The 25,624-nt window shown below is 66.0% G+C and carries 24 protein-coding genes; 13 read left to right on the top strand and 11 right to left on the bottom strand.

From position 1 onward, the window contains the following. Positions 1-91 precede the first annotated feature (91 nt). The 3 genes from gatC to gatB are packed head-to-tail and all read left to right on the top strand — an operon-like array spanning position 92 to position 3,334. Positions 92-397, top strand: a complete 306-nt coding sequence (gene gatC / locus AC1RRP_RS19020) for an Asp-tRNA(Asn)/Glu-tRNA(Gln) amidotransferase subunit GatC (protein WP_493038939.1) — start codon at positions 92-94, stop codon at positions 395-397. Further along, positions 397-1,884: an Asp-tRNA(Asn)/Glu-tRNA(Gln) amidotransferase subunit GatA gene (gatA, locus tag AC1RRP_RS19015; protein ID WP_493038938.1), complete on the top strand. Its 1,488-nt coding sequence runs from the start codon at positions 397-399 to the stop codon at positions 1,882-1,884. Before gatC ends, gatA begins: the two co-directional genes overlap by 1 nt. 1 nt (position 1,885) lies before the next feature. Then, on the top strand, positions 1,886-3,334 hold the full coding sequence (gatB, locus tag AC1RRP_RS19010; RefSeq protein ID WP_493038937.1) for an Asp-tRNA(Asn)/Glu-tRNA(Gln) amidotransferase subunit GatB: 1,449 nt from the start codon (positions 1,886-1,888) through the stop codon (positions 3,332-3,334). A 45-nt stretch (positions 3,335-3,379) separates the two neighbouring features. Here the strand turns inward: gatB and AC1RRP_RS19005 are convergent, their stop codons facing one another. Then, positions 3,380-4,030, bottom strand: coding sequence for a DUF4124 domain-containing protein (locus AC1RRP_RS19005; RefSeq protein WP_493038936.1), 651 nt, complete (start codon positions 4,028-4,030; stop codon positions 3,380-3,382). A 2-nt stretch (positions 4,031-4,032) separates the two neighbouring features. Further along, positions 4,033-4,725, bottom strand: a complete 693-nt coding sequence (pyrE, locus tag AC1RRP_RS19000) for an orotate phosphoribosyltransferase (RefSeq protein ID WP_493038980.1) — start codon at positions 4,723-4,725, stop codon at positions 4,033-4,035. Positions 4,726-4,735: 10 nt separating this feature from the next. Here pyrE and AC1RRP_RS18995 point away from each other — a divergent pair, with 10 nt between their 5' ends. Next, complete coding sequence (locus AC1RRP_RS18995; protein ID WP_493038935.1) at positions 4,736-5,527, top strand: exodeoxyribonuclease III; 792 nt, start codon at positions 4,736-4,738, stop codon at positions 5,525-5,527. Between the two features lie 7 nt (positions 5,528-5,534). Here AC1RRP_RS18995 and AC1RRP_RS18990 read toward each other — a convergent pair whose 3' ends face one another. Beyond that, positions 5,535-6,869: a DUF3422 family protein gene (locus AC1RRP_RS18990; RefSeq protein WP_493038934.1), complete on the bottom strand. Its 1,335-nt coding sequence runs from the start codon at positions 6,867-6,869 to the stop codon at positions 5,535-5,537. Positions 6,870-6,910: 41 nt separating this feature from the next. Next, positions 6,911-9,496 (bottom strand): bifunctional diguanylate cyclase/phosphodiesterase, encoded by a 2,586-nt coding sequence (locus AC1RRP_RS18985; RefSeq protein WP_493038933.1) that lies wholly within the window; start codon positions 9,494-9,496, stop codon positions 6,911-6,913. A gap of 132 nt (positions 9,497-9,628) precedes the next feature. On the opposite strand from AC1RRP_RS18985, the gene AC1RRP_RS18980 reads away from it, so the two are divergent. From AC1RRP_RS18980 to AC1RRP_RS18970, 3 genes are all read left to right on the top strand, one after another. Then, positions 9,629-10,267 carry an MBL fold metallo-hydrolase gene (locus AC1RRP_RS18980; RefSeq protein ID WP_493038979.1) on the top strand — a complete coding sequence of 213 codons (639 nt, stop codon included), beginning with the start codon at positions 9,629-9,631 and terminating at the stop codon, positions 10,265-10,267. Between the two features lie 131 nt (positions 10,268-10,398). After that, positions 10,399-11,001, top strand: a complete 603-nt coding sequence (locus tag AC1RRP_RS18975; RefSeq protein ID WP_493038932.1) for a hypothetical protein — start codon at positions 10,399-10,401, stop codon at positions 10,999-11,001. A gap of 43 nt (positions 11,002-11,044) precedes the next feature. Next, positions 11,045-11,686, top strand: coding sequence for a hypothetical protein (locus AC1RRP_RS18970; protein ID WP_493038931.1), 642 nt, complete (start codon positions 11,045-11,047; stop codon positions 11,684-11,686). A gap of 48 nt (positions 11,687-11,734) precedes the next feature. On the opposite strand, the gene AC1RRP_RS18965 is transcribed toward AC1RRP_RS18970, so the two are convergent. Then, a complete protein-coding gene (locus AC1RRP_RS18965) occupies positions 11,735-12,613 on the bottom strand; it encodes a M48 family metallopeptidase (protein WP_493038930.1) in 879 nt (292 codons plus the stop codon). 40 nt (positions 12,614-12,653) lie between these two features. Between AC1RRP_RS18965 and AC1RRP_RS18960 the strand changes: the two genes are divergently transcribed. The 5 genes from AC1RRP_RS18960 (at position 12,654) to AC1RRP_RS18940 (ending at position 18,937) form a co-directional block, all read left to right on the top strand. After that, the gene (locus AC1RRP_RS18960; RefSeq protein WP_493038929.1) at positions 12,654-13,985 is read left to right on the top strand and encodes an AmpG family muropeptide MFS transporter; all 1,332 of its coding nucleotides are present in this window, start codon (positions 12,654-12,656) and stop codon (positions 13,983-13,985) included. 84 nt (positions 13,986-14,069) lie between these two features. Further along, positions 14,070-14,780, top strand: a complete 711-nt coding sequence (locus AC1RRP_RS18955; protein ID WP_493038978.1) for a response regulator — start codon at positions 14,070-14,072, stop codon at positions 14,778-14,780. Between the two features lies 1 nt (position 14,781). Beyond that, positions 14,782-15,990: a sensor histidine kinase gene (locus AC1RRP_RS18950; RefSeq protein WP_493038928.1), complete on the top strand. Its 1,209-nt coding sequence runs from the start codon at positions 14,782-14,784 to the stop codon at positions 15,988-15,990. An 84-nt stretch (positions 15,991-16,074) separates the two neighbouring features. Beyond that, entirely contained in the window at positions 16,075-16,302 is a 228-nt protein-coding gene (locus AC1RRP_RS18945) for a hypothetical protein (RefSeq protein ID WP_493038927.1), read from the top strand. Positions 16,303-16,678: 376 nt separating this feature from the next. Continuing rightward, positions 16,679-18,937, top strand: a complete 2,259-nt coding sequence (locus tag AC1RRP_RS18940) for a putative bifunctional diguanylate cyclase/phosphodiesterase (RefSeq protein WP_493038926.1) — start codon at positions 16,679-16,681, stop codon at positions 18,935-18,937. On the opposite strand, the gene waaF is transcribed toward AC1RRP_RS18940, so the two are convergent. The 6 genes from waaF to AC1RRP_RS18910 all read right to left on the bottom strand — a co-directional run bounded on the left by waaF (position 18,934) and on the right by AC1RRP_RS18910 (position 23,234). Further along, a complete protein-coding gene (waaF, locus tag AC1RRP_RS18935) occupies positions 18,934-19,941 on the bottom strand; it encodes a lipopolysaccharide heptosyltransferase II (protein ID WP_493038925.1) in 1,008 nt (335 codons plus the stop codon). The genes AC1RRP_RS18940 and waaF overlap by 4 nt on opposite strands. Positions 19,942-20,046: 105 nt before the next feature. Next, on the bottom strand, positions 20,047-20,253 hold the full coding sequence (locus AC1RRP_RS18930) for a zinc-finger domain-containing protein (RefSeq protein WP_493038924.1): 207 nt from the start codon (positions 20,251-20,253) through the stop codon (positions 20,047-20,049). Between the two features lie 139 nt (positions 20,254-20,392). Next, positions 20,393-21,331, bottom strand: a complete 939-nt coding sequence (locus AC1RRP_RS18925; RefSeq protein ID WP_493038923.1) for a branched-chain amino acid transaminase — start codon at positions 21,329-21,331, stop codon at positions 20,393-20,395. 52 nt (positions 21,332-21,383) lie between these two features. Further along, complete coding sequence (locus tag AC1RRP_RS18920) at positions 21,384-21,821, bottom strand: glycerate kinase (protein WP_493038922.1); 438 nt, start codon at positions 21,819-21,821, stop codon at positions 21,384-21,386. Between the two features lie 175 nt (positions 21,822-21,996). Continuing rightward, complete coding sequence (locus AC1RRP_RS18915; RefSeq protein WP_493038921.1) at positions 21,997-22,830, bottom strand: aldo/keto reductase; 834 nt, start codon at positions 22,828-22,830, stop codon at positions 21,997-21,999. Next, positions 22,827-23,234, bottom strand: coding sequence for a GlcG/HbpS family heme-binding protein (locus AC1RRP_RS18910; protein ID WP_493038920.1), 408 nt, complete (start codon positions 23,232-23,234; stop codon positions 22,827-22,829). The genes AC1RRP_RS18915 and AC1RRP_RS18910 overlap by 4 nt, the downstream gene beginning before the upstream one ends. A 90-nt stretch (positions 23,235-23,324) precedes the next feature. Between AC1RRP_RS18910 and AC1RRP_RS18905 the strand changes: the two genes are divergently transcribed. Next, on the top strand, positions 23,325-25,624 hold a 2,300-nt coding region (locus AC1RRP_RS18905), incomplete at its 3' end, for a LysM peptidoglycan-binding domain-containing protein (protein WP_493038919.1).

Here is a 25,624-nt window from a genome sequence, read left to right as displayed (position 1 = left end):
AAGGCGGGATAATACCCTATCCCCTGTGAATAACCCGCTATTTCGGGGCCTTCGGGCCTCGGGATTACACCCGGTTTCAACCCCTGCTGCCATGTCCCTGAACCCTGACGACATCTCGCGCATCGCCAATCTGGCCCGTCTGGCGCTTTCCCCCGAGGAGAGCGCCCGCATGCGGGAGCGCATCAACGGCTTCTTTGCCATCGTCGAGCAGATGCGTGCCGTCGATACCGCCGGCATCGAGCCCCTGGCCCATCCCAGCATGGGCGCCGTGGCCGGGCAGGCCGCGCTGCGCCTGCGCGCAGACGTCGCCAGCGAGCCCAACCAGCGTGAAGCCAACCAGCAAAGTGCGCCCGCCGTCGAGCGCGGCCTGTTCCTCGTGCCCAAGGTGATCGAGTGATGTCCGAACTGCACCAACTCTCCCTCACCGGGCTGGCCGGCCAGCTGCGCGACAAGAAGGTTTCCGCCCTGGAGACCGCACAGCATTTCCTCGGCCGCATGCGCACCCACCAGGACCTCGCGGCCTTCCTGGCCGTGGATGAAGAAGCCACCCTGACGCAGGCGCGCGCAGCCGATGCCGCCCTCGCCACGGGCGGAGCCGGCCCCCTGGCCGGCGTGCCCATCGCGCACAAGGACATCTTCGTCACCAAGGATTTCCCCTCCACCGCCGGCTCGAAGATGCTGGCCGGCTACCGCTCGCCCTTCGACGCCACGGTCGTGCGCCGTCTCGCCGAGGCCGGCACCGTGACCCTGGGCAAGCTCAGCTGCGACGAGTTCGCCATGGGTTCGGCCAACGAAAGCGTGGCCGTGCCGGCCGTGGGCCACCAGGCCCCGACCCCGGTGCGCAACCCCTGGGACCGCAGCCGCACCCCCGGCGGCTCCTCGGGCGGCAGCGCCGCGGCCGTGGCCGCACGCCTGGCCCCGGCCGCCAGCGGCACCGACACCGGCGGCTCCATCCGCCAGCCCGCCGCCTTCTGCGGCATCACGGGCATCAAGCCGACCTACGGCCGTGCCAGCCGCTACGGCATGATCGCCTACGCCTCCAGCCTGGACCAGGCCGGCCCCATGGCGCGCAGCGCCGAGGACTGCGCCCTGCTCCTCTCGGCCCTGTGCGGCCCGGACCTGGACCGGGACTCGACCTCTCTCGATGTGCCCGCCGAGGATTTCTCGCGCTCGCTCAGCGACAAGCTCGACGGCCTGCGCATCGGCATCCCCAAGGAGTTCTTCGGCGCCGGCCTGGCCAGCGATGTACGCGCCGCCATCGACGCTGCGCTCAAGGAGTACCAGAAGCTGGGCGCCCAACTGGTCGAGATCTCGCTGCCGCGCACCGAGCTGGCGATTCCGGTCTACTACATCATCGCCCCGGCCGAAGCCAGCTCCAACCTCTCGCGCTTCGACGGCGTGAAGTTCGGCCACCGCGCCGACCAGTACACCGACCTGCTCGACATGTACAAGAAGACCCGTGCCGAGGGCTTCGGCGACGAGGTCAAGCGCCGCATCATGGTGGGCACCTATGTGCTGAGCCACGGCTACTACGATGCCTACTACCTGCAGGCGCAGAAGATCCGCCGCATGATCGCCGACGACTTCCAGCAGGCCTTCAAGAGTTGCGACGTGATCGCCGGCCCCGTAGCCCCGACGGTGGCCTGGAAGCTCGGCGACAAGAGCGAAGACCCGGTCGCGGCCTACCTGGCCGACATCTACACCCTGCCCGCCTCGCTGGCCGGCCTGCCGGGTATGAGCCTGCCCGTGGGCTTCGGCAACGGGAACATGCCCGTGGGCCTGCAGCTCATCGGCAACTACCTGCAGGAAGGCAAGCTGCTCAACGTGGCGCACCGCTACCAACAGGCCACCGACTTCCACCTCCGAACCCCGGAGGGCTATTGAGATGAATACGCCCAAGTTAGTCCAGGGCTACGAGGTCGTCATCGGCTTCGAGACCCATGCCCAGCTCTCCACCCAGAGCAAGATCTTCAGTCGCGCTTCGGTCGCTTTCGGCGCCGAGCCCAACACCCAGGCCTGCGCCGTGGACCTGGCCCTGCCCGGCACCCTGCCGGTGATGAACCGCGGCGCGGTCGAGCGCGCCATCCGACTGGGCCTGACCATCGGCAGCACCATCGCGCCGCGCAGCATCTTCGCGCGCAAGAACTATTTCTACCCCGACTTGCCCAAGGGCTACCAGATCAGCCAGTTCGAGATCCCGGTGGTGCAGGGTGGCGAGGTGTCGTTCTTCCTCGGCGACGAGAAGAAAACCGTGCGCCTGGTGCGCGCCCACCTGGAAGAGGACGCCGGCAAGTCCCTGCACGAGGATTTCATCGGCCAGAGCGGCATCGACCTGAACCGCGCCGGCACGCCGCTGCTGGAGATCGTGACCGAGCCCGATATCCGTTCGAGTGAAGAGGCCGTGGCCTACGCCAAGGAGCTGCACAAGATCGTGACCTGGATCGGCATCTGCGACGGCAACATGCAGGAAGGCAGCTTCCGGTGCGACGCCAACGTCTCGGTGCGCAAGCCGGGCCAGCCCCTGGGCACGCGCCGCGAGATCAAGAACCTGAACAGCTTCAAGTTCATGCAACAGGCCATCGACTTTGAAGTGCGCTGGCAGATCGAGCAGATCGAGGACGGCCATGCCATCCAGCAGGCCACGGTGCTCTTCGACCCCGACACCGGCGAGACGCGGTCCATGCGCACCAAGGAAGACGCGGCCGATTACCGCTACTTCCCCGACCCGGACCTGCCGCCGCTGGTGATCGAGCCGGAGTGGATCGAGCGCGTGCGCAGCGAACTGCCCGAGCTGCCGCGCGCCATGGCGGCGCGTTTCGTGGCCGATTACGGCCTGCCCGAATACGACGCCACCACGCTCACGCAGAGCAAGGCCATGGCGTCTTATTTCGAAACGACGGCCCAGGCCTGCAAGCAGCCCAAGCTGGCCAGCAACTGGATCATGGGTGAGGTCTCGCGTCGCCTGAACACCGGCGAACTCACCATCGAGCGGGCGCCGGTCAGCGCGACCCAGCTGGCGGCCCTCATCACCCGCATCGCCGATGGCACCATCTCCAACAATGCCGGTAAGCAGGTCTTCGACGCCCTGTGGAGCGGCGAAGACCAGGACATTGACGCGCTCATCGACGCCAAGGGCCTCAAGCAGATGAACGACAGCGGCGCGCTGGAAAAGATCATCGACGAGGTGATCGCGGCCAACCCCGACAACGTGGCGCAGTTCAAGGCCGGCAAGGACAAGGCCTTCAACGCGCTCGTGGGTCAGATCATGAAAGCCAGCAAGGGCAAGGCCAATCCGCAGCAGGTCAACGACCTGCTGCGCAGCAAGCTGGCTTGAGCCTCTTCGGGGGTCAGGCAGCCGGCTGCGGCTGGCCTGCGGGGCTCAGTTCGACGGTGCGGCGATCTGCGCCCAGAGCTGCTGCAGGCGCACCAGTTCCTCGTCGAAACGGCGGTTGACGCGCCCCATCTCGGCCTCCTGGTCGGCGATGAAGCGCTGCTGCACCTCCATGCTTTTCGCATTCTCATCCACCAGGCGCTGGAGCGAGGGGGGCACCTTGCTCGGATCCTTGGCGTAGAACTCCAGCTCGGTGTCGAGTTCCTTGCGCTGACGCTCCAGTTCCTTGACGCGGTTCATCGCCGCCTGCCGCACCAGACTGATGGAGGCCAGGGCTTCGGAGCGCTCCTTGTCGTGCATGGCGCGGCTGGGGTAACGCACCAGCAGGGCGCGCTCGCGGCGCTTTTCCTCGGCCTGGCGCGCCTGCTCCTCGGCTTCACGGCGTTTCTTGGCCTCCTGGGCGGCACGTTCCGGCCCGGTCAGGGTGGGGCCGACGATGGCGCGCACCGTGCCGCTGGGGTTGAGCAGCCTTTGCTCACGATCAGCGCACTCGCGGATGGGGCGATCGGAGGTGAGCTTGCGCCCCTTCGCATCGATGCAGGTGTAGATGCCGCCCTCGGCGCTGCCCTGCGCGTAGACCTGCCAGGAGCCACCAAGCAGCAGCACCCCCACCCCTACCATTCCTGCCAATCGCTTCATGTTCAAGTGTCCTGGACGCCGTATTTCTGCCGGTAAGTCAGCACGCGCTGGTGGTCGGCAGCCAGGCCGGCGCGGCTGTGTTGTTCCAAATACTGCAGTAAATCGGCCAGCTTCGCAATGGCGGCCACCTGCAGTCCCAGGCGATTCCGTACATATTGCACAGCGCTGTAGGGCACGTCCTGGCCGTTTTCGGTGGCCATTTCCTGCCGGTCCAGCGCAATCACCACGCCATGCGGCCGGGCGCCGGCCGCCTCGATCAGGGCGATGGATTCGCGCGCGGCGGTACCCGCGGACATCACATCGTCGACGATGAGAACCCGGCCCTTGAGCGGCGCCCCCACCAGGGTGCCGCCCTCGCCGTGGTCCTTGGCCTCCTTGCGGTTGTAGGCAAAAGGCACGTTGCGCCCGAGCCGCGCCAACTCCACAGCCAGCGCAGCGCCCAGCGGAATGCCCTTGTAGGCCGGGCCGAAGATCATGTCGAACTCGATGCCGGACGCGATCACGCGCCGGGCATAGAATTCGGCCAACCGACCCAGCTTGGCGCCATCGTCGAACAGGCCTGCATTGAAGAAGTACGGGGAGAGCCGGCCGGCCTTGGTCTTGAACTCGCCAAAACGCAGCACGCCACATTCGACCGCAAAGGCCACGAAATCCTGGGCCAGGTTGTCCTGAGCACCCTCCACACCATCCACCATGGGAAATTCCTTGTTCAAACTCGTCAGCCTCAACCTCAACGGCATCCGCTCTGCCACCAGCAAGGGGCTGGAAGCCTGGCTGGACCAGACGCGCCCCGATTGTATTGGCGTGCAGGAAGTCAAGGCGCAGGCACCAGACGTCGCCGGCAAGTTCGAGGCGCTGGCCGGCCTCAAGGGCCACTTCCACTTCGCCGAGAAGAAGGGCTACTCGGGCGTGGGCCTCTACACGCGGCACGAGCCCAGCGACGTGCGCATCGGTTACGGCTCGCCCGAATTCGACGCCGAGGGCCGTTACGTGGAGTTGCGCTTTGATACACCGCAGCGCAAGCTTTCACTGATCAGTTGCTATTTTCCGAGCGGCTCGTCCGGCGAAGAACGGCAGCAGGCCAAGTTCCGCTTCCTCGACCAGATCTACCCGCACCTGCAGCAGCTTCGGCAGGAGCGCGAGTTCATCCTCATCGGCGACGTCAACATCGCGCACAAGGAGATGGACCTGAAGAACTGGAAGGGCAACCTGAAGAACTCGGGCTTCCTGCCCGAGGAGCGCGCCTGGATGACGCGGCTGCTGGGCGAAGGCGGCCTGGTCGACGTCTACCGCCAGCTGCAGCCCGAGGCCACCGACGCCGCCTACACCTGGTGGAGCAACCGCGGCCAGGCCTACGCCAAGAACGTGGGCTGGCGCATCGACTACCACCTGGCCACGCCAGCGCTGGCGGCGCGGGCACGCAGCGAGTCCATCTACAAGGGCGAGAAGTTCAGCGACCACGCCCCCCTGACGATTGCCTACGAAGGACTCCTCTGACCGTCGCTCAGTGCCCGGCGTGCAGCCGGGCGTGAATGCGCCGGGTGGTGCGCCACACACCCCAGAGCACCAGCGGGATCAACGCGCCCACGGCGATCTCCGCATTGAGCGGCACACCCATCGCCTTGACGGCCTTGACGCCGTAGAGCAGCAGGCTGACGACGTAGTAGGAGATGGCCGCAATGGACAGGCCTTCCACGGTGGACTGCAGGCGCAGCTGCAGTTCCTGCCCGCGGGTGAGCTTGGCCAGCAGCTGCTGGTTCTGCACTTCGGTGGCAATGTCCACGCGCGTGCGCAGCAAGGCGCTGGCGCGCGACACGCGCTCGGAGAGCGACGCCAGGCGCTGCGCCGTGGCCACGACCGTGGCCATGGCCGGCGACAGGCGGCGCTGCAGGAATTCGCCCAGGGTCTGGGTGCCAGACACGGGCTGCTCGCGCAGCTCGGCCAGGCGCTGCCCCACGAGGGTGTCATAGGCCCGTGTGGCCGAGAAGCGGTAATCGTGCTCGGCGGTGGCGCGCTCGACCCGACCGGCCAGCGAGACCAGCGTGTCCAGCAAGGCCTGCTCGGAAGCCGACTTGTTCTCCAGCTGCGCCGTGATGTCGGCCAGCTGCCGCTCGGCGTCGCTCAGCATGGGGCCCAGCCCCTTGGCCACGGGCAGTCCGCGCAGGGCCATGAGGCGGTAGGTCTCCAGTTCCAGCAGGCGCTGTGAAATACGGCCGGCTCGTGTCTCGGACGTCGCGGGCGGCGCGATCACCAGCAGGCGCTCGAAGCCGCTGTCGCGCAACTGGAAGTCGGTCACCGCCCAGGAGTGTCCGTTGTTGCCCATGACCGAGGCCACCACGGCATGGTCGCCGAACCAGCTGCGCGCCTGCGCCATGGTGGTTTCGGGCGAGCGCAGGTCGCCGTGCACCATGGCCAGCTTGATGGCGGCGATGGTGCGGCCCGGTATCTCGCGCAACCACCCGGGGGCCACCACCAGGGCAGACAGCAGCTCGGGATCGCTGGCGCCCAGGTGCGCGTGCGCGGGCAGCGGCTGCACGATGGAATAGCGCGTGAATTCGGTGTGCCGTTCCCACTTGACGGTGTAGCCCTCGAAGCGCAGGCGCAGGAAATTGCCCTGCAGCCGCTCGGGCGTGAGACCCTGCTGGCCCGGCAGGCGACGCAGGTGCTCGCACTCCTGCTCGCGGCTGATGCCTTCGTTGAGCACGGCCACATAGACCACCAGGGCCGGCAGGCGGATACGTGCCGAGGGGCGGGCATGCACCTCGTTGTGCAACATGGCGCGCTGCGCGTCGTCATCGGGCAGCAGGCGGGAAATATCGGGGGACAGGGACGGATTCATGGACTGGATTGTGCCGAGAAATGCGTGGCGCGCACGAAACCTCAGCCGCTGCGGTGCGCACCCGCCGCGAGCAGGGGCAGCCCTTCGAACTCGCTGGCCGGACAAGGGCGGCTGAAGTGGTACCCCTGCAGAAGGTCGACGCCCAGTTCGCGCAGGACATGTGCCGTGGCCTCGTCCTCCACGCCTTCCGCCACGGTGCGCAGGCGCAAGGCCTGGGCCATGCTGACGATGCCCTGCGTCATGCGCCGGCCCTCCTCGCTGTGCATCCGGCGCACAAAGGAAATGTCGATCTTCAGCTCGCTGATCGGCAGCTCATGCAGCTGCGACAGCGACGCATAACCCGTACCGAAATCGTCGATGGACAAGGTGAAGCCAGCCCCGGCCAGCTGACGCAGGCGCTCTTCGGCGAACTCCACGTCCATCAGGGCCACGGACTCGGTGATCTCCAGCACCAGCGTATGCGGGTCCAGGCCGTACTCCTCGACATCGGACAGCAGCATGGACATGAAGTCCGTCGCGAAGAGCTGGCGCTTGGAAATGTTGATCGACAGCGTCAACCCCGGATGGGTCCGGCGCCAGGCGCGGAATTGCTCGAAAGCCCGGCGACGGACCAGCAGGCCGAGCTCCCCGATCAGGCCCAGGTTTTCCGCCATCGGGATGAAGCTGCCAGGCGAGATCCAGCCCAGGTCGGGGTCGTGCCAGCGCGCCAGCGCCTCCACCCCGACCAGGCGCGCCCGGCCATCGGGCAGCGGCTCGGCCGCCACCAGCGGCTGGAACCAGACGGCGATGCGTCGCTCGCGGATGGCCTGGGCCAGACGGGTCTGGATGTAGAGCTCCTTCTTGCCCAGGCCCTTGGATGACATGTCGGCAAACAGCTGGAAGTTGTTGCGCCCCTGCGATTTGGCGTAGAACATGGCCCGGTCCGCGCGGGCCAGCAGGCTGTCGATGTCGCCCTCGCCCTCGTCATCGGGATACACCGCGATGCCCATGCTGAAGGTGGCGTTGATGCTCAAGCCGTCCAGCACGATCGTCTGGCGCATGGACTCCACCATCTTTTGCGCCACCTGCCGCACGGCATCGGCACTGTGCAGATCGGGCAACAGCACCACGAACTCGTCGCCCCCCCAGCGCGCCAGGGTGTCCCCCTCGCGCAAGCAGCCCTTGAGCAGTTGGGCCAGCGTCAGCAGCAGGGCGTCCCCCGCCTTGTGACCATAGGCGTCGTTGATGTTCTTGAAATGGTCGAGGTCGATGAAACACACCGCCACATGGTTGCCGGTGCGTGCTGCCTGCTGGATGGCCTGCTTGATGCGGTCTTCCAGCAGCACCCGGTTGGGCAGCCCGGTCAGCGCGTCGTGCAGCGCCATGTAGCTGATGTGGCGCTCCTGCAAATAGCTCTTGGTGATATCGCGCAATACGCCACGCACACCGGAGATCTCGCCCGTCTCGGCACGCTCGACCACAAAACGGCACTCCAGCCACTGCTCGGACCGTGCCGGCGACTGGAAGCGGTAGCGCCCGCGGAACTCGTCCTTCTTGCCGGTCGCCAGGCTGAGGAAATGGAGCTCGAAGGCACTGCGGTCCTCTTCATTGAGGTGCTCCATCAGGCTGACATCCGAGGTCGGGGTGGCGCCGATCAGCAGCCACCAGCCGCTGTTCGCACTGGCGATGCGTCCACGGGTGTCCAGCTCGATCACCGCCTCTTCCAGCAGATCCAGCGTGCGCACGAAGGAGTGCTGCTCGGCGGCACGGGTCTTCTCCTTGCCCAGCGCCGCATGCAAGGCCTCGAAAGGCTGGCGCACGCTGCTGACGAAAACCGCGCGGTAGATGAAATAGTAGCTGACGATCTTGTAGAGGTGGCCGCTTGCATTGACCAGGTCCGTGACACGCTCATAGCGCGTGAAAAACAGCTCGGACAGTCCGGCAATGGCGGCGGCGGCAAACAGGTCGACATCGCTGGCATGCGACGACGGCGTGCCGGCTCGATAACGCTGCCGGTAATAGAACAGCGCAGCAGCAGTGCCGTAGACCGCAACCAGCACGTACTCCAGACGGACCTTGAAAGGCGTCAAACCCTGCCCGGGCACGAACAGGGCCGGCAGCAGATCCGGCCGGACCAGGATCAGCCAGTAGACCAGCGCCACATAGAGCAGCACGGCGGTCATCAGCCCGTGACGGACGTGCGGTGAGCCCAGCGGGCGCCAGGACCGCAGTGCGATGGCCAGAAGGCCGACGGCCACCAGCAGGCGCGCGGGCAGCCAGAAGGCGATGGCCTTGCCCGGGCTGGACGGTGTCACCAGATCCGGCATCCCGGCGTAGGACAGCGTGTGGCCGAAGTCGAGCAATGCGGTGGCGAACAGCACCACGCCCAGGATCACGATATTGCCCGGGCGCTCGCTCGAATAGGCATGCCAGGCGATGCCGAAGCCGAGCATGGAGACAATGATGGAGGCCACCTCCAGCGTGGTGTGCAGCACCAGGAACTGGCTGGCCGGGATGTCAACGGCCAGCGCGCCGGTCCACAAGAGCGTGCAGAGCAGGGCCATGATGCCGACGCCTGCCAGGACAGGTCTTTCGCTGTGCCGGTCTACCGGTGTCGCGTTCTTGTTGTGCATACTTGCCGGTGACATCCAGTCTCCCCGCTTTTTGTTGTCAGCTGCCTGCTGTGCAGGACACGTGCTCCCCGATCGCGACCGCCAGAGCTCCGCGATCCATGCAAAATGCTGGTCAAAGCATACCAGCCCCGTCTTCGATCCTTCAACATGCTCAAGTACCAGACCGTTCCCGTCACCGCCTTCGAACAGAACTGCTCCATCGTCTGGTGCGACGAGACCCTGGACGCTGCGGTCATCGACCCGGGCGGCGACCTGCCCCGCATCACGGCTGCCGTAGCACGGCTGGGTGTCACCCTCAAGGCCATCTGGCTGACCCACGCCCATCTCGACCACGCCGGCGGCACGGCCGAGTTGTCGCGCCAGCTGGGCCTGCCCATCATCGGTCCGCACCCGGGCGACCAGTTCTGGATCGACGGCCTGGCCGAGCAGAGCCGCCGCTTCGGCCTGCCGCCGGCCGAAGCCTTCACCCCGACCCGCTGGCTGCAGGACGGCGACACCGTCAGCATCGGCCACTGCACGCTCAAGGTGCGGCACTGCCCCGGCCACACGCCGGGGCACGTGGTCTTCCACTCCCCTGAAGCGCAGCGCGCCTTTGTCGGTGACGTGCTGTTTGCCGGTTCGATCGGCCGCACCGACTTCCCCCAGGGCAACCACGCCGACCTGATCCGCAGCATCACCGAGCGACTGTGGCCCATGGGCAACGACACCGTTTTCATCCCCGGCCACGGCCCGGAAAGCACCTTCGGCCGCGAACGTCAGAGCAATCCTTTCGTCGGCGGGACGTGAGCGCCCGCTCATGTCTTTTCATACATGGCTGTGAACCTGCACAAAGACCATGCACACCGCTCATCTAAGCGCTGCAGACTGCCGATATTCTGAATAATCAAGACCAGTGTCTGAATTCTTCAGGGTTAGTCATGAACTCGCTACGCGCCCACTGGGTGGCGCTGGCCGTCTGTTCCGCAGCGGCTGGCCCCGCAGTGGCACAGAATATTTATACCGATCTGGGCCTGCCCGGCCTGTACTCGCTCAGCGGCAGCCTGAGCCTGCGCGCTGAATCCAGCCCGGGCCTGAACTGGAGCCGCGCCGGCACGGAGGGCCTGGTCGATAACGGCGCCGGACTCCAGGCGAACCGCGCCCGGGTGTATGCCGACTGGTTCCCCTTTGGTGGCGGCCTGCGTCTCGTGGGAGGCGTCAACCTCACCGAGAACCGTCCGGAACTCGTCAACGCACCGGTGAGCGGCTGGTCCGGCAACCCGAACAGCCTGCGCCTGAAATACCCCAACTCCTCCACCTATCTGGGCATAGGCTACGGACAGCACGCCCTCTTGAGCAAGGGCCTGGGCTTTTATGCCGACATGGGGGTCTCACTGAGCGCCCTGCCCGCCGATGCCGACAGCAGCCAGGGCGGCGGCGCCAGTTCGGCGGCAGGCATGGAAGGCTGGCGCACACAGACCAACGGCTGGCTGGGCTTTCGCTACCTGCCCAGCGTTTCGCTTGGCCTGATCTACCGCTACTGACGCGCCCGTGTTTTCCTTAAACGCCGTCACTCTCCTCTTCAACATGAAAAAGCAACTCATCAGCCTGGCCCTCCTGGCCGGCATGGGCACCAGCCTGCACGCGCAAGACATCTACGGCGGCATCGGCTTGCCCGGCCTTTACACCCTGGGTTATGCCCACCCGGTCAGCAAGAGCTGGGGCGTGCGCGGCGAATACGCGGGCGGCCTGTCGGCCAGTGCCAGCGGCACCGACAACGGCGTGCGCTACGACGCGACCTTCAAATCCAGCCGCGCTGGCCTCTTTGCCGACTGGTTCCCCTTCAGCGGCGGGTTCCGTCTGGTCGGCGGCGTCACGGCCAACGACACCCAGCTGAGCGTGAATGGCGTGGGCGGCCCCAACACCACCATCGGCAATGTCACGACCGACACCACCGGCAAGAAATTCAACGTCAACCTGAAATACCCGAGCACCACCGCCTACCTGGGCCTGGGCTATGGTCACCACGTCTCGACCAAAGGTCTGGGCTTTTACGCCGACGTGGGCGTCACCCTCGGCTCATTCACGGCCGAGATCGATACCGACCTGGTGGGCTACAACGGCATCACCCAGGCCGACGTCGATGCGCAGAAGAAGAAGATGAACGACTCCCTCGGGGGCTTGGGCTACCTGCCCAGCGTTTCCGTCGGCATGGTCTATCGTTTCTGATCCGCAACCGACCCTCCCGAAAAAAAGCGCAGCCGGGCTGCGCTTTTTTCATGGCCGGCTGGTGCTGCGAGCGGACGCCGGCGAGCGTGCCCGCTCGTACAGCGGCAGCACCTTGGGGAGGTTCTTCTCGATCTCGGCGATGCGCGTCTTGCCCGAAGGATGGGTCGAGAGCCACTGCGGCGGCGCGCCCTTGCTGGCGGCGCTCATCTTCTGCCACAGGCTGACACCGGCGCGCGGGTCGTAGCCGGCGCGCGCGGCCAGTTCCAGGCCGACCAGGTCAGCCTCCGACTCATCGCTGCGACTGAACTCCAGTGCCAGCAGGTTCGCACCACCGCGCGCCACGCCATCGGTCAGGCGCGGGTCCACCCCCAGCCAAGCGGCCACCACCGCACCGCCCACGCGTGCCACGCCCTGGGTCACGGCGCCCTTGCCCATGCGCTCGCGCGCATGCTCGCGCAGCGCGTGCGCCATCTCGTGGCCCATGACCATGGCCACCTCGTCGTCACTGAGCTGCAACCGGTCCAGGATGCCGGTATAGAAGGCGATCTTGCCGCCCGGCATGCAGAAGGCATTGACCTGGGGCGAGTGGATCACGCTGACCGACCACTGCCAGTCCTGCGCACGCGGATTCCACGCCAGCGCGTGGGGAATGATCTTCCTGGCGATGGCCTGCAGCCGCAGCACCTGCGGGTGGTCCCTGGGCAGCAAGGCATGCTTGCTGGCGGCCTGCATCTGGAGCTGGGTGTACTGCTGCTCGGCCGTCTTCTCGACCTGCTCGGCCGACGCCAGCTTGGTGAAGGCCGAGTTCTTGCCCACATCCACGCCGTCCCGCTGCGGCGCGGGGCGCTCGTTGCAGCCCGTCAGCAGCAGGGCGGCCATCAGCAGGGCACTCAGGGCGGCAAAGGAAAGTCGTCTGGTTTCGATCATGGGCATGGTGAGCAGGAGAGCTGCGCTTATTATTCCCCGCATGACATCAAGTGCGTCCGAACCGGATCAACTCAAGCCCTCCTGGGCCGACACACTGCGCGTCTACCTTGAACCCGCCACCCTGCGCATGCTGGCCCTGGGTTTTGCGGCCGGCCTGCCCCTGCTGCTGGTGCTGGGCACGCTGAGTTTCCGTCTGCGCGAGGCCGGCGTGGACCGCGGCACCATCGGCGAGCTGAGCTGGGTCGGCCTGGCCTATGCCTTCAAATGGGCCTGGGCACCGCTGGTGGACCGCTTGCCGCTGCCGGGCCTGACCCGCTGGCTGGGCCTGCGCCGCAGCTGGCTGCTGTTCTCGCAGGCGGCGATCATGGCCGGGTTGGCCGGCATGGCGCTGGCGAATCCGCAAGACGGCTTGCAGGTCGTGGTCTGGTGTGCGCTGGCCGTGGCCTTCGCCTCGGCCACGCAGGACATCGCGCTCGATGCCTTCCGCATCGAATCGGCCGGGGCCGAGCGCCAGGCCGCGCTGGCGGCGGCCTACCAGACCGGCTACCGCATGGCGATGATCTGGGCCGGCGCCGGCGTGCTGTGGCTGGCCGCGCGCGCCGAGGTCCAGGCCACGGGTTACCAGAACGCGGCCTGGGCCACCGCTTACCTGGTCATGGCGGCCAGCATGCTGCCCGGTGTGCTGACCGTGCTGCTCTCGCGCGAACCCGTGCGCCACGAACTGCCCCCGGCGCGCAATCTGGGCGAGTGGCTGCAAGGCGCCATGGTGGAGCCGTTCACCGATTTCCTGAGCCGCTACAAGTGGCAGGCTGGCCTGATCCTGGCGCTGATCGCGGTCTACCGCATCAGCGACGTGGTCATGGGCATCATGGCCAATCCCTTTTACGTGGACATGGGCTACACCAAGGACGAGGTGGCGGCCGTGACCAAGATCTACGGCGTGATCATGACCCTGGTGGGCGCCTTCGTGGGCGGCGTGCTGGCCATGCGCCTGGGCGTGATGCGTGTGCTCATGCTGGGCGCCGTCCTCAGCGCGGCCAGCAACCTGCTGTTCGCCTGGCTGGGCACGCGCGGGCATGATGTGACGGCGCTGGTCTTCGTGATCTCGGCCGACAACCTCTCCAGCGGCATCGCCTCGGCGGCTTTCATCGCCTACCTCTCCAGCCTCACCAACATCAGCTACTCGGCCACGCAATACGCGCTCTTCAGTTCCATGATGCTGCTGGCGCCCAAGTTCATTGCCGGCTTCTCGGGCCACTATGTGGACGCATACGGCTACAGCCACTTCTTCGTCTCCACCGCGCTGCTGGGCCTGCCCGTGCTCTTGCTGGTGGGGCTGGCGGCACGCGCCGCCCGGCGGGCCCGCAACTGAGGCGTTTACCTATCTTTACAGCCGCGACAAGCGCGGCTGACCGCTCGCCCCCACCATGGCGACATGAGCGATAGACTTGCCGAAATGAACCAGCCCCTGCTGATGATCGAAGACGATGCCCGCCTGGCGGCCATGGTCAGCGAGTACCTGGCGCAGTCCGGTTACACGGTGGACATCGCGGGCAGCGGCGAAGAAGGCCTGGCCCGGCTGCAAGCGGCTCATCCGGCACCCCAGTTGCTGGTGCTCGACCTCATGCTGCCCGACATGGACGGTCTGGAGATCTGCCGCCGCATCCGCGCCCTGCCCTCGGCCCTGGCGCAGACCCCCATCCTCATGCTCACCGCCAAGGGCGATCCCATGGACCGCGTGATCGGCCTGGAGATGGGCGCCGACGACTACCTGGCCAAACCCTTCGAGCCGCGCGAACTGCTGGCGCGCATCCGTGCCGTGCTGCGCCGCCGTGGCGGCAACGGGCCCGCGCCCGCCAGCCAGCTGCGTTTCGGCTCCCTGGCCATCGACCGCGATGCACGCACCGTCAGCGTCAACGGCCAGGCCTGCGAACTCACCTCCTACCAGTTCGACCTGCTGGTCGCGCTGGCCGAACGCGCCGGGCGGGTGCTCACGCGCGACCAGATCATGGAAGCGGTACGCGGGCGCGAGCTGGAGGCCTTCGACCGCTCCATCGACGTGCACATGGGCCGCATCCGCGCCGCCATCGAAGCCGACCCCAAGGCCCCCAAGCGCATCCTGACGGTGCGCGGCGTGGGCTACGTCTTCGCCCGCCAGCAGGACTGACATGTCCACGCCGCTGACCCAGCGCCTCTACATCCGCATCTGGCTGGCCGTGGTGGCCGCCATCGTGCTACTGACCCTGATCTTTGGCTGGATCTGGCGCGAGGAAGCGGAACGCGAGCGCGCCCAGCGCCCGGGCCGCGAGATCATCCTGCGCAACGCCCAGGGCGAGGTGCTGGGCCAGGCCCAGACCCGGGGCGCGCGCGTGCCTGGCCAGGGCTGGGAGTTCGAGGTGCCCTTGCGCGATGGCCAGACCGTCTTTGTGCAGTTGCCGCGCCCCGGCAACCGCCCGCCGCCCTCTCCCCCGCTGGGCCCGACCGGGTTGCCACCCCCCTACAACCTGCTCGTGCTGCTGGGCCTGGTGGCGGCGGCCGTCGCCCTGGGCGCCTATCCCATCGTGCGCCGGCTGACCAAACGGCTCGAAACCCTGCAACAGGGCGTGGAGCGCTGGGGCGAAGGCGACCTGGCACGCCGCCTGCCCGAGGACGGGCAGGACGAGGTGGCCTTCCTGGCGCAACGTTTCAACGTCGCCGCCGCCCGCGTGCAGGCCCTGCTGCTCTCGCACAAGGCCCTGTTGGCCAATGCCTCGCACGAGCTGCGCTCGCCGCTGGCGCGTATCCGCATGGGACTGGAGCTCATGCAGGCCCAACCCAGCCCCGCCAACCATGAGGAAATGGCGCGCAATATCCGCGAGCTGGACCAGCTGATCGACGAGATCCTGCTGGCCAGCCGGCTGGATGCCAGCCCCGACGACCTGGGGCCGCTGGAGCCGGTCGAACTGGTCGGCCTGTGTGCCGAGGAATGCGCCCGCACCGGCGCCGAGCTCGAGGCGCCGGCCGGCACCACCAGCGTCCTGGTCTCGGGCCTGACCCGGCTGTTGCGGCGCGCCCTGCGCAACCTGCTGGAAAACGCCCGCCGGCATGGCGGCGGTGAGGTGACCCTGACCCTGCAGACCCAGGGCGCACAGGTCGAGATCCGGGTCTGCGACCGGGGGCCGGGCATCCCGCCCGCCCTGCGCGAGCGCATCTTCGAGCCCTTCTTCCGCCTGCCCGGCGCCTCCGAGCGTGAGGGCGGCGTGGGCCTGGGCCTGGCCCTGGTGCGATCCATCGCCCAGCGCCACAGCGGCACGGTACACAACGAAGAGCGCCCGGGCGGCGGCGCCTGTTTCGTGCTGCGCCTGCCGCTGGCCCACGGACAAACGCCCCGGGCGTGAAAAACCGCACGCGGCCAGCCCGGCAGGGGCTGGCGCGACCGGCCCCTGTTTCCTATTCTTGCGACAGACAAGGGGAAACACACCATGAGCGCCACCATCGCCCGTCCTGCACAGCCCGACCGCTCGACCATCGTCACGCGGCATCAGAGCTACCGCGGTCTGAAGGTCGAGCAGAACCTGCTGAGTCAATTCACCATGTACGTCGTGGACTTGGATCAGTTTGGCCTGTTCATCTCCGATTCCCGGCCTGAAGCCTTCGACATGGCCTTCGAAGCCCTGTTCAGCGCCAGCCCGCAGGCCCGGCTCACCTGAAAACGCATCCTGAATGTCTTATTTCGAGACACTTTCGCCGCCATATCCCCAATTTGTGGGATATGCCGGATGCAAACGGCTGGCTATATTTGTGCCTGTACTGCTGTCACAGTCAACTTTTCCAGATACCACCGGTCTGCGTTTTCCTCTAGCAACGCAGACCGATGTCAACGATCCCAACGACGTCCTTTCGAGGACTTTTCAAAGCCACCCGCAAGGGTGGCTTTTTTTTACTCACGAGCCAGGCGTCCGTGCAATGAGCGGCGTACCGATGGCACGCCACGCCGCTACACTTGCAGGGCCCAGGGAGCCTCTTGTCACAGAACCCGGCCGCTCATCCGAGCGGCCCGGAGGCACGAAATAGGCAGCTTGCACCATGGTTCCACACTACGATCTGGCAACCCTTCTGATCGGCCTCCTGGGGCTGGCCTTCCTGCTGGTCTGGAGCGCCGACCGGCTCAATCTCGCCGGGCTGCTATGGGGAATAGCGCACCTGAGCCTGGGCATCGCGGTATTCACCGGCTACCGCTACATGCTCACATACACCGCCTGGCTCGGCGGCGTTTCCTTGCTGGCCGTGTCCGTCTTCCTCGTCACGTTGCATGCCGCCAACCGGTCGCTGAGCGGCAGGTTGACCAGCATACCGATGATGGTCATGCAGACGACCGCCGTCGCACTGGCCGTCGGCTTCACCGGTTTTGTTGTGAACCCGATCTCCGGACGCGTGCTGGTGAACCTGGCCATGATCGCCACATACCTGTGGTCGGCAAAGATGTTCGCCCGCGACCGGGGCCAGCATGTTGTCGGACTGGCCTTCGCGCTCAAGGCCTGCGCTTTGCTGCCGGCCATGGTCTACGAGCCGGAGATTTTCGCGACCCCTGCTCAGTCGATGCTCTATTCGATTCTCAACTGGGCCACGAGCGTCCTGCTGGCGCTGATGCTCGTGTCAGTAGCCGTGCATCAGTCGCGCCGCAGGCTGCGCATGGTCATTCGTCACCTGCCCGATGCGATTCTGGCGCGACGTCTGGATGGCACCGTCATGTTCTGCAACGACGCGTTCGCGCGACTGGCTGGTGCGCGCAGCCCGACAGAACTGGTCGGGCGCCCGGCCCCCATGCTTGCGGACGACCCAAGCGAAGCGGAGGCCATCTCGCGGGAGATCACGGAGATCGCCCGGATGGGCCGGCCCGGCGCACCCATCGTCCTGGAACGATCCGTGCGCCCCGCGCACGGCGACCCCTTTCCCGCGGAAGTCATCGTTTCGGTGTTCGATGACTTTGGCCAGAACGTCGTGCTTGCACAGATTCGAGATCTCACCGACCGCAAGAACGCGGAGGCGGAGCGGCTGCGACACGCCACCACCGACGAGATCACGGGCCTGGCAAACCGGCACTTTATCGAGAAGCAGCTGGCCACGGTTCTCTGGGAATGCCAGAGGAACCAGACGCAGTGCGCCGTCCTGCTGATCGACCTTGACCACTTCAAGAAGGTCAACGACACCATGGGCCATGCGCGGGGCGATGCTGTCATACGCGAAACAGCACAGCTGCTGACAACCCAGCGGCACGAACGGGATCTCCTCGGCCGCCTCGGGGGCGACGAGTTCGTGCTGGTTTTCACAGATCTCCAGCCGGGTGCGGGCACGCTGGTGATGGAGGATCGGGCCGCCAGCCTGTGCCAGTTGCTTGCCCGCGAAATACGCCAGGGCGATATGCGGGTCCTGCTGGGCGCCAGCATCGGCATCGCCTTCTCCGGCGCCGACGGCAACACCCCCGCAGGGCTCATTCAGCATGCCGAAGTGGCCATGTACGAAGCCAAGGCCCGGGGACGCGGCGAATGGCGTTTCTTCGACAAGAACATGGACGAACGAATTGCGGAGATGCTGAGGCTGGAGTCAGCACTGCGGTTGGCGATTCAAGGGCAAACCGAGCTGCAACTCGCCTACCAGCCCATCATCGAAGTCGGTAGCGGTGCCTTGCGCAAGGTCGAGGCTCTGGTGCGATGGAACAGCCCCACCCTCGGCCCCGTATCCCCCGCGCGCTTCATCCCCTTGGCAGAGCAGTCTGCCCTCATATTGTCTCTGGGCAGCTGGGTGCTGGAGCAGGCGGTCCGCCAGGCCGCACTCTGGGGCCAGGGACCGGCACCAGGACCGGTGGTCAGCATCAATGTCTCCGCGCGACAGTTCACCCACCCGGACTTCGAAAGCCAGTTGCAACGCACACTGATGGCGCACCGGGTTCAGCCGTCGCAAATAGAGCTGGAGCTCACCGAGACATTGCTTGCCAGCGACGGCCCCGAACTGCCGGCCTTGCTCCAGAGGCTGCGGGACGCCGGGTTCGGTCTGGCACTGGACGATTTCGGAACGGGATATTCCTCCCTCAGCTATCTGTCCCGCTTCCATCTGACCACGGTGAAGATCGACCGCAGCTTCATCGCCGAACTGGAAGACAGCGCGCGCAGCCGCTCCCTGACGAAGGCGATCATTGCGCTGGGGCACAGCCTGGGGCTGAAGGTGGTCGCCGAAGGCGTCGAAACGGAAGCCCAACGTACGTTTCTGGTCGCCGAAGGTTGCGACTTTCTCCAGGGCTTCCTCCTCGGACGTCCTGTGCCTGCTGCACAGCTGCAGGTGGGCTAGCGAACCGGCTCTGACAGCAGCCGCAAGACTTGCGGCGCCGTGATGTCGTTGAGGCAGCGCAGGTGGCCCAGCGGGCACTCGCGCTCAAAGCAGGGCGCGCAGTCCAGCGGCGGCTGGTAAGCGGGATCGTTCTTGAGCCAGAGCACCTGCGCCCGGTCACTGAGCGGTGGCGTGTGTTCGGGGCTGCTGGAACCGAAGATCGCCACCTGCGGCACGTCCAGGGCCGCGGCCACATGCATGAGGCCGGTGTCGTTGCTGATGACCCGGCGAGCCGCAGCAATCAGGGCAAAGGCTTCGGCCAGGCTCGTGGTGCCAGCCAGGTTGCGGCAGTCGGCCCCTGTGGCCAGGGCGACGATCTCGCTGCCCAGCGGCGCCTCCTTGCCCGAGCCCAGCACGATCACCGGCGCGTCGAGCTGCTGCGCGAGTTCGGCATAACGCTGCACCGGCCAACGCTTGGCCGGGCCGTATTCGGCGCCCGGCACGAAGACGTAATAAGCGCCACGCACCAGCCCCTGCCTGACCAGCACAGCCTCACACGGGGCCGCATCGATCTGCAGGTGCGGTCGGTCGGCCTCGATGCCCGGTTCACCACTGAGCGCGGAGTAGAAGGCCACCATGGGGGGGCGCTTGTCCTTGGGCGGGTTCTTCAGACGGTGTGTGAGCAGGCCCACGCGCGCCTCGCCCAGGTAACCCACACGCTTCGGGATGCTGGCCAGGAAGGGCAGCAAGGCGCTCTTGAGGGAGTTGGGCAGCACGTAGGCCACGTCGAAGCGGCCTTCGATCTGGCGCGCCAGCGAGCGCCGGGCCTTGAACTGCAGGCCGCCATGGGCGAAGGGGAATTCGATGACCTCGGCCACCTGGGGCATGGCGCGGTAGACCGGTGCCACCCAGGGCAGGGCTCCGACCGTGAGCCGCTCGCCGCGCGCGGCCAGCCGGCGCATCAGGGGCTCCGTCATCACCGCGTCGCCGATCCACTGCGGGGCGATGATGAGAGAGGATGTCACGCGACGATCATGCATATTGCGGGGGCTGCCGCGGAACCGGCTTTGCCGGGCCGCTGGCAGCGCCCCCTTGAGGGGGAAGCGGCCACAGGCCGCCTCGGGGGTGACTCAATGTCCAGCGGCGAAATGCTCACCGGCCTTCAGCTTGTAGACGGTGCCGCAGTAGGGACACTTGGCCTCACCGGTGTGCGCCACGTCCAGGTAGACCTTGGGGTGGCTGTTCCAGATCTTCATGTCAGCCTTGGGGCTGGGGCAGTAGACGCCACCCTGATGGTTCAGGTCCTGGGCCAGCAGTTCAACGTTCTGTTTACTCATGGGTACCTCATTTCAGCGATGGTTATGCCATCCCAGGTCTTATCGCGGAACGCCGTGGAACCGGCTTTGCCGGGCCACTGGCGTTGCCCCCTGCAAGGGGGGTGGCGAAGCGAACGAAGGGAGCGCAGCCTGGGGGTGTTCAAACCTTCGTCAGCCAGTGGGCGTACTTGGGATTGCGGCCATTGACGATGTCGAAGAAGGCGCTCTGGATCTTCTCCGTGATGGGGCCGCGCGAACCGCTGCCGATCTCGACGCGGTCGAGTTCGCGGATGGGCGTGACTTCAGCGGCGGTGCCGGTGAAGAAGGCCTCGTCGGCGATGTAGATCTCGTCGCGGGTGATGCGCTTCTGCACGATCTCCAGGCCCAGGTCCTTGGCGATGTGGAAGACGGTGTTGCGCGTGATGCCGTTGAGCGCGCCGGCCGACAGGTCGGGCGTGTAGATCACGCCGCCCTTGATCACGAAGACGTTCTCGCCGGCACCTTCGGACACGAAACCGGACGAATCGAGCAACAGCGCTTCGTCGTAGCCGTCGTCCGTGGCTTCCATATTGGCCAGGATGGAGTTGCTGTAGTTGCTGACCGCCTTGGCCTGCGTCATGGTGATGTTGACGTGGTGGCGCGTGTAGCTAGAGGTCTTGACGCGGATGCCGCGTTTCATGCCCTCTTCGCCCAGGTAGGCGCCCCAGGCCCAGGCCGCCACCATCAGGTGGATGGTGTTGCCCTTGGGAGAGACGCCCAGCTTCTTGTCACCGATCCAGGTCAGCGGGCGCAGGTAGCAGCTCTCGAGCTTGTTGGCGCGCACCACCTCTTTCTGCGCCTCGTTGACCTGCTCCATCGTGAACGGGATCTTCATGCGCAGGATCTTGGCGCTGTTGAACAGGCGCTCGGTGTGCTCCTGCAGGCGGAAGATGGCCGTGCCGTTGACCGTGTTGTAGGCCCGTACCCCCTCGAAGGCGCCGCAGCCGTAGTGCAGGGTATGGGTCAGCACGTGGATCTTGGCGTCGCGCCATTCCACCAGCTGGCCGTCCATCCAGATTTTTCCGTCGCGGTCGGACATCGAGGTCGGTAGGGGGCTCATCGGTTCTTTCCTAGGTAAGGGTCGCCCGTGCGTACGGGCCAAAACCCTGATTTTACGGGGCCGGCGGCAGGCCCGGCAGGGTGGTCACCCCGGCGTCGGCCACGGCCGGGCGACTGAAGTCCCAGCGCACCAGTTTGCCGGCAAGGAATTCGCAGGTCACCGAGGCCTCGGACGCGTCGGTCCAGCGGAACCGCTCGGGCTGGCTGTCGGGCGGGCTCTGGGCTTCGCCCAGCGAACGGGTCATGGCCACCACATGCATCAGCGTCATGCCGGGCTTGAGCTTGGCCTGCAGCATCACGGCGCTGCCCACATAACCCAGGGGGCTGTCGGCTGCCCGTTTGAGGATGTGCATGAGGCGGGTGAAATGCAGCAGCAGCCACAGCATGAGGGCGCCGACGGCAAACGCCACCCCGGCCCAGCCCCCGAAACGGTAGCCAGCCACGACCAGCGCCACGGCGCCGATGGGAAGAAGGATTTTCTGAAAAGACATGGCCCCGATTGTCTCAGAGGGTGAGAGTTTTTCGAGCGTGTCCGAGCAACGCGCCCAAGCGCGTCCGATCTAGACGCAAAGCACAGCCATAGCTCGGGCTATGGCGCGCATTTGCAACGACGAGCGGGCGCGTTTGGGCGTGGTGAGCGGGCATGAACGAAAGGCTCTCACCCTCTCAGAGCATGTCCAGCGGGACAGGCCCGCCGGGCGGAGGGAACAGGCGGTCGAGTTCGGCCAGCTGGGCCGGTTCCAGCGCCAGTGCGCCCGCCGCCGCGTTCTCGCGAACCCGCGCCAGGCTGGCCGATTTGGGAAGGGCGATCACGCCCGGCTGCGCCAGCAGCCAGGCCAGCGCCGCCTGGGCCGTGGTCATGCCGTGCCGGCGCGCGAAGTCCTGCAGCCCCTGGTGGCGCAGCAGGTGCCCCTGCTCGATCGGCGAGTAGGCCATGGTGGCCACACCCTGCTCGCGCAGCCAGGGCAGCAGGTCCCATTCGATGCCCCGGCGCCCCAGGTTGTAGAGCAGCTGGTTGGCAGCGCAGGCGCTGCCGCCCGGCACACCCCAGAGTTCCTGCATGTCGGCCCGGTCCAGGTTGCTCACACCCCAATGGCGGATCTTGCCGGCGCGCTGCAGGGTCTCGAAACCGGCCACCGTTTCGGCCAGCGGGTGCTGACCGCGCCAGTGCAGCAGATAGAGGTCGATGCGATCCGTTTTGAGACGCTTGAGGCTGCGCTCACAGGCCGCCGCCACGCCCAGCCGCGACGCGTTGTGCGGATAGACCTTGCTGACGAGAAAAGCGTTTTCGCGCCGCCCCACCAGGGCCTCGCCCACCACCTCTTCGGCGCCACCCTCGGCATACATCTCGGCCGTGTCGATCAGCGTCAGGCCCAGGTCCAGGCCCAGCTGCAAGGCGGCGACTTCCACCTTGCGCGCGCTGCGGTCCTCGCCCATGTACCAGCTGCCCTGGCCCAAGGCCGACACGTGCTCGCCCGAAGGCAGGCGGACCTGCTTCATGCGGCGTACTTGGTGGCGATGTAGTCGGTGACCTGCTGGTCTTCTGCGGAAGTCAGGCCGCTCACACCGATGGCGCCGCGCAGCACGCCCTCCTTGTCCTTGAGCGGCGAACCACCGGGCAGGGCCGTGAGCAGCGGGTCACAGAAATAGCCAATCGCTATGTTCTCGCGGTGCAGACGCTCCAGCACGGCCTGCGTCGTCACGCCCAAACGCGCCGCGCTGTAGCCCTTGCCTTGCGAAATGGCCACGCTGCGCACCGGTGCGCCGTCCATACGCACAAAGGCCAGCAGCAGACCCGTGGCGTCGCAGACCGAGACGCAGACCGGTTTCTTGAAATGTTCGGTGGCGTGAGCCATGGCCTGGGCTATCAGGTCACGGGCGAGGGTGAGAGTGAGATCGGACATGGATGACTCCTTTGTATGTAGCGCCTGGATTGTAGAAACAGCTGCACTTGCACACCCCGATTGCACTGCCATATCCGGCGCAACGCCTATATGGAAAGTGTGGTCAGCGGCACCAGCACCGTGCTGCAGTGCGGCAGCACCACCAATACCTACGACGTCAACAACAACCTGATCGGCGTGCGCGACGCCACCAAGGCCGCCAACAACCGCGACTTCATCACCGATGTGGCGGGCCGCATCCTGCAGGGTACGCAGAACGGCAATGTGCAGCGCCAGCTGGTCGTCAACGGCGAGGTGCTGGGCCGCTACGGCACCATGCTCAACCCGGACAAGCCGGCCGACAGCAGCGGCAACCCGAACTTCCTGACCACGGCCAATTTCAACTTCGGCTACACCAAGATCAGCGGCAGCTACCCGGCTGCCAACCCCGGCACGCGCACCGTGACCGCCGGGGAAACGCTGAAGTCCATCGCCAAGTCGGTCTACGGCGACTCCAGCCTGTGGTACCTGATCGCTGACGCCAACGGCCTGGCCGGTGACCGCGACCTGCGTGTGGGCCAGACGCTCACCGTGCCCAGCCGCGTGACGGGTGCCAAGAACAGCAGCAACAGCTTCAAGCCCTACAGCCCTGGTGACGTGGTGGGCAACACCACGCCCAACCTGCCCAGCCCGCCCTCGGGCGGAGGAGGTGGGGGTGGCTGTGGTGGTCTGGGCACCATCATCATGGTGGTGGTGGCGGTGGTGGTAACCGTTTACACCGGCGGCGCCGGTGGTGCAATCGCCAACTTCTGGGCAGGGGCCGGTCTGACAGGTACCGCTGCCACGGTAGCCACAGCTGCAACTGCGGCGGCCCTCGGCTCCATTGCAAGCCAAGCAGTCGGCAATGTGCTGGGTATACAGAAAGGCTTCGACTGGAATGGTGTAGCCATGGCCGCCATTGGCGGCGGTGTCACGGCGGGGGTGGGCGGAGTCAATATGACGGGAGGCGCAGCCAACAGTTTGGGCAACACCATAGCCCGTGCGGCCCTAAGCAACGCCATGACCCAGGGCATTGCCGTGGTGACCGGTATGCAGAAGGAATTCAACTGGACCAGCGTGGCGGCGTCCGCGGTGGGCGCGGGCGTGGGGCAGGGTATGAACCAGGCGCTGGGCCTGACGGATGCCGCCGGCAAGGCCACCACCACCTACAACGGCATGGACAAGATAAGCCGGGCGGCATTCAGCAGCTTTGCTTCGGGCGTGGCCGCGACACTAGCGCGCGGCGGCAGGGTGGAGGTGACGCAGATCGCGACCGATGCCTTTGGCAACGCACTGGGCGAGTCCTGGGGTGAAAGTCTGAAGAGCCAAAGTGCCCAGGAGCAGAAGCTGGCGGCTATTGCCAAAGAGAATGCACAGCGTGCGCAAACGCAGGCTGCGGCGTTTGATGCACTGACGAAGGCCTTTAGCGATACCCGGTCGATGGAGGGCTATGGGCCTGGGGTGTTGTTGGCCAGCGCCGGAGACAATCTTACGGATGGGGTGGTGAGTGATGCGGGAGGGGGTGGTAATGAGCAAGAAGAGCTGGTTGCGGGGACGGGCTTCAAGTTGAAGCCTGGCAGTGGCGTGCTGAAGCTGAATGCGAATTCAGTGGGTGATGTCGGTTCAGGGCCAGGGACTTTCGATCTGGACGACATGCGGGCGCAGTTTGGGCCGGATGCCATTACCGGCCCGGACCCGGCTCCCGAGCAGCCCTCTTTGCGTGATTCAAAAGTGGGAAGACCTAGCAGTGGTGGCTTCAGCGATGGGCGCGATGCGCGTGATATGCGACTCGGGTTCGCATCTCAAGCGGAGGATCTGGAAAAATCTAGTATCGCATTGAAGAGCGCAGGTGAAGAGTTTGCGAAAAAAGCTGCACAGGCATATGCTGTTGGCGACCGCGCTCAAGGTGACAAATATTTGAACTATGCCTCTGGGTACTACAAGGCATCTGGTGATGCCAAGATGGCGGCAAGCAATCTTGATGCTGCTGCTCCCAGGTTCCAACTGCCAGCGGCGGAGGTCGGTTCGCCTGGTAAGGACTTGGCGTTTGAGCTGAAACTTGGCGGTGCGCTCTATGCAGTTGTGGGTGGTAACTTTGAGGTAACTGCGAACATCAATCTCAGTCGCATAAGTGAGACACGCATTAGGGAGGTCGAAGGCGCGCTCGGTTTAGGGCTCGGTTTTAAGGTGAAATCGGGTATAGAACCGATCAAGGAGGCCGGTCCTACCGTTCCAGCTTGGGCTGCATATTCGAGTGAATCCAGTATTCCTAATTCCGGGCAGGCTGCAGGCACCTGGGCTGCTGCCGGTTTCAAAGACACTTTGTTAAGGTGGTCGATGAAACCGGAGGTGGTGTATGGAAACGAGAAGGA

It is taken from the genome of Hylemonella sp. GW821-FHT12C09 (assembly GCF_058807395.1).
Note: the sequence above shows the minus strand (reverse complement) of the source record. Positions and strands in the feature narration are given on the sequence as shown.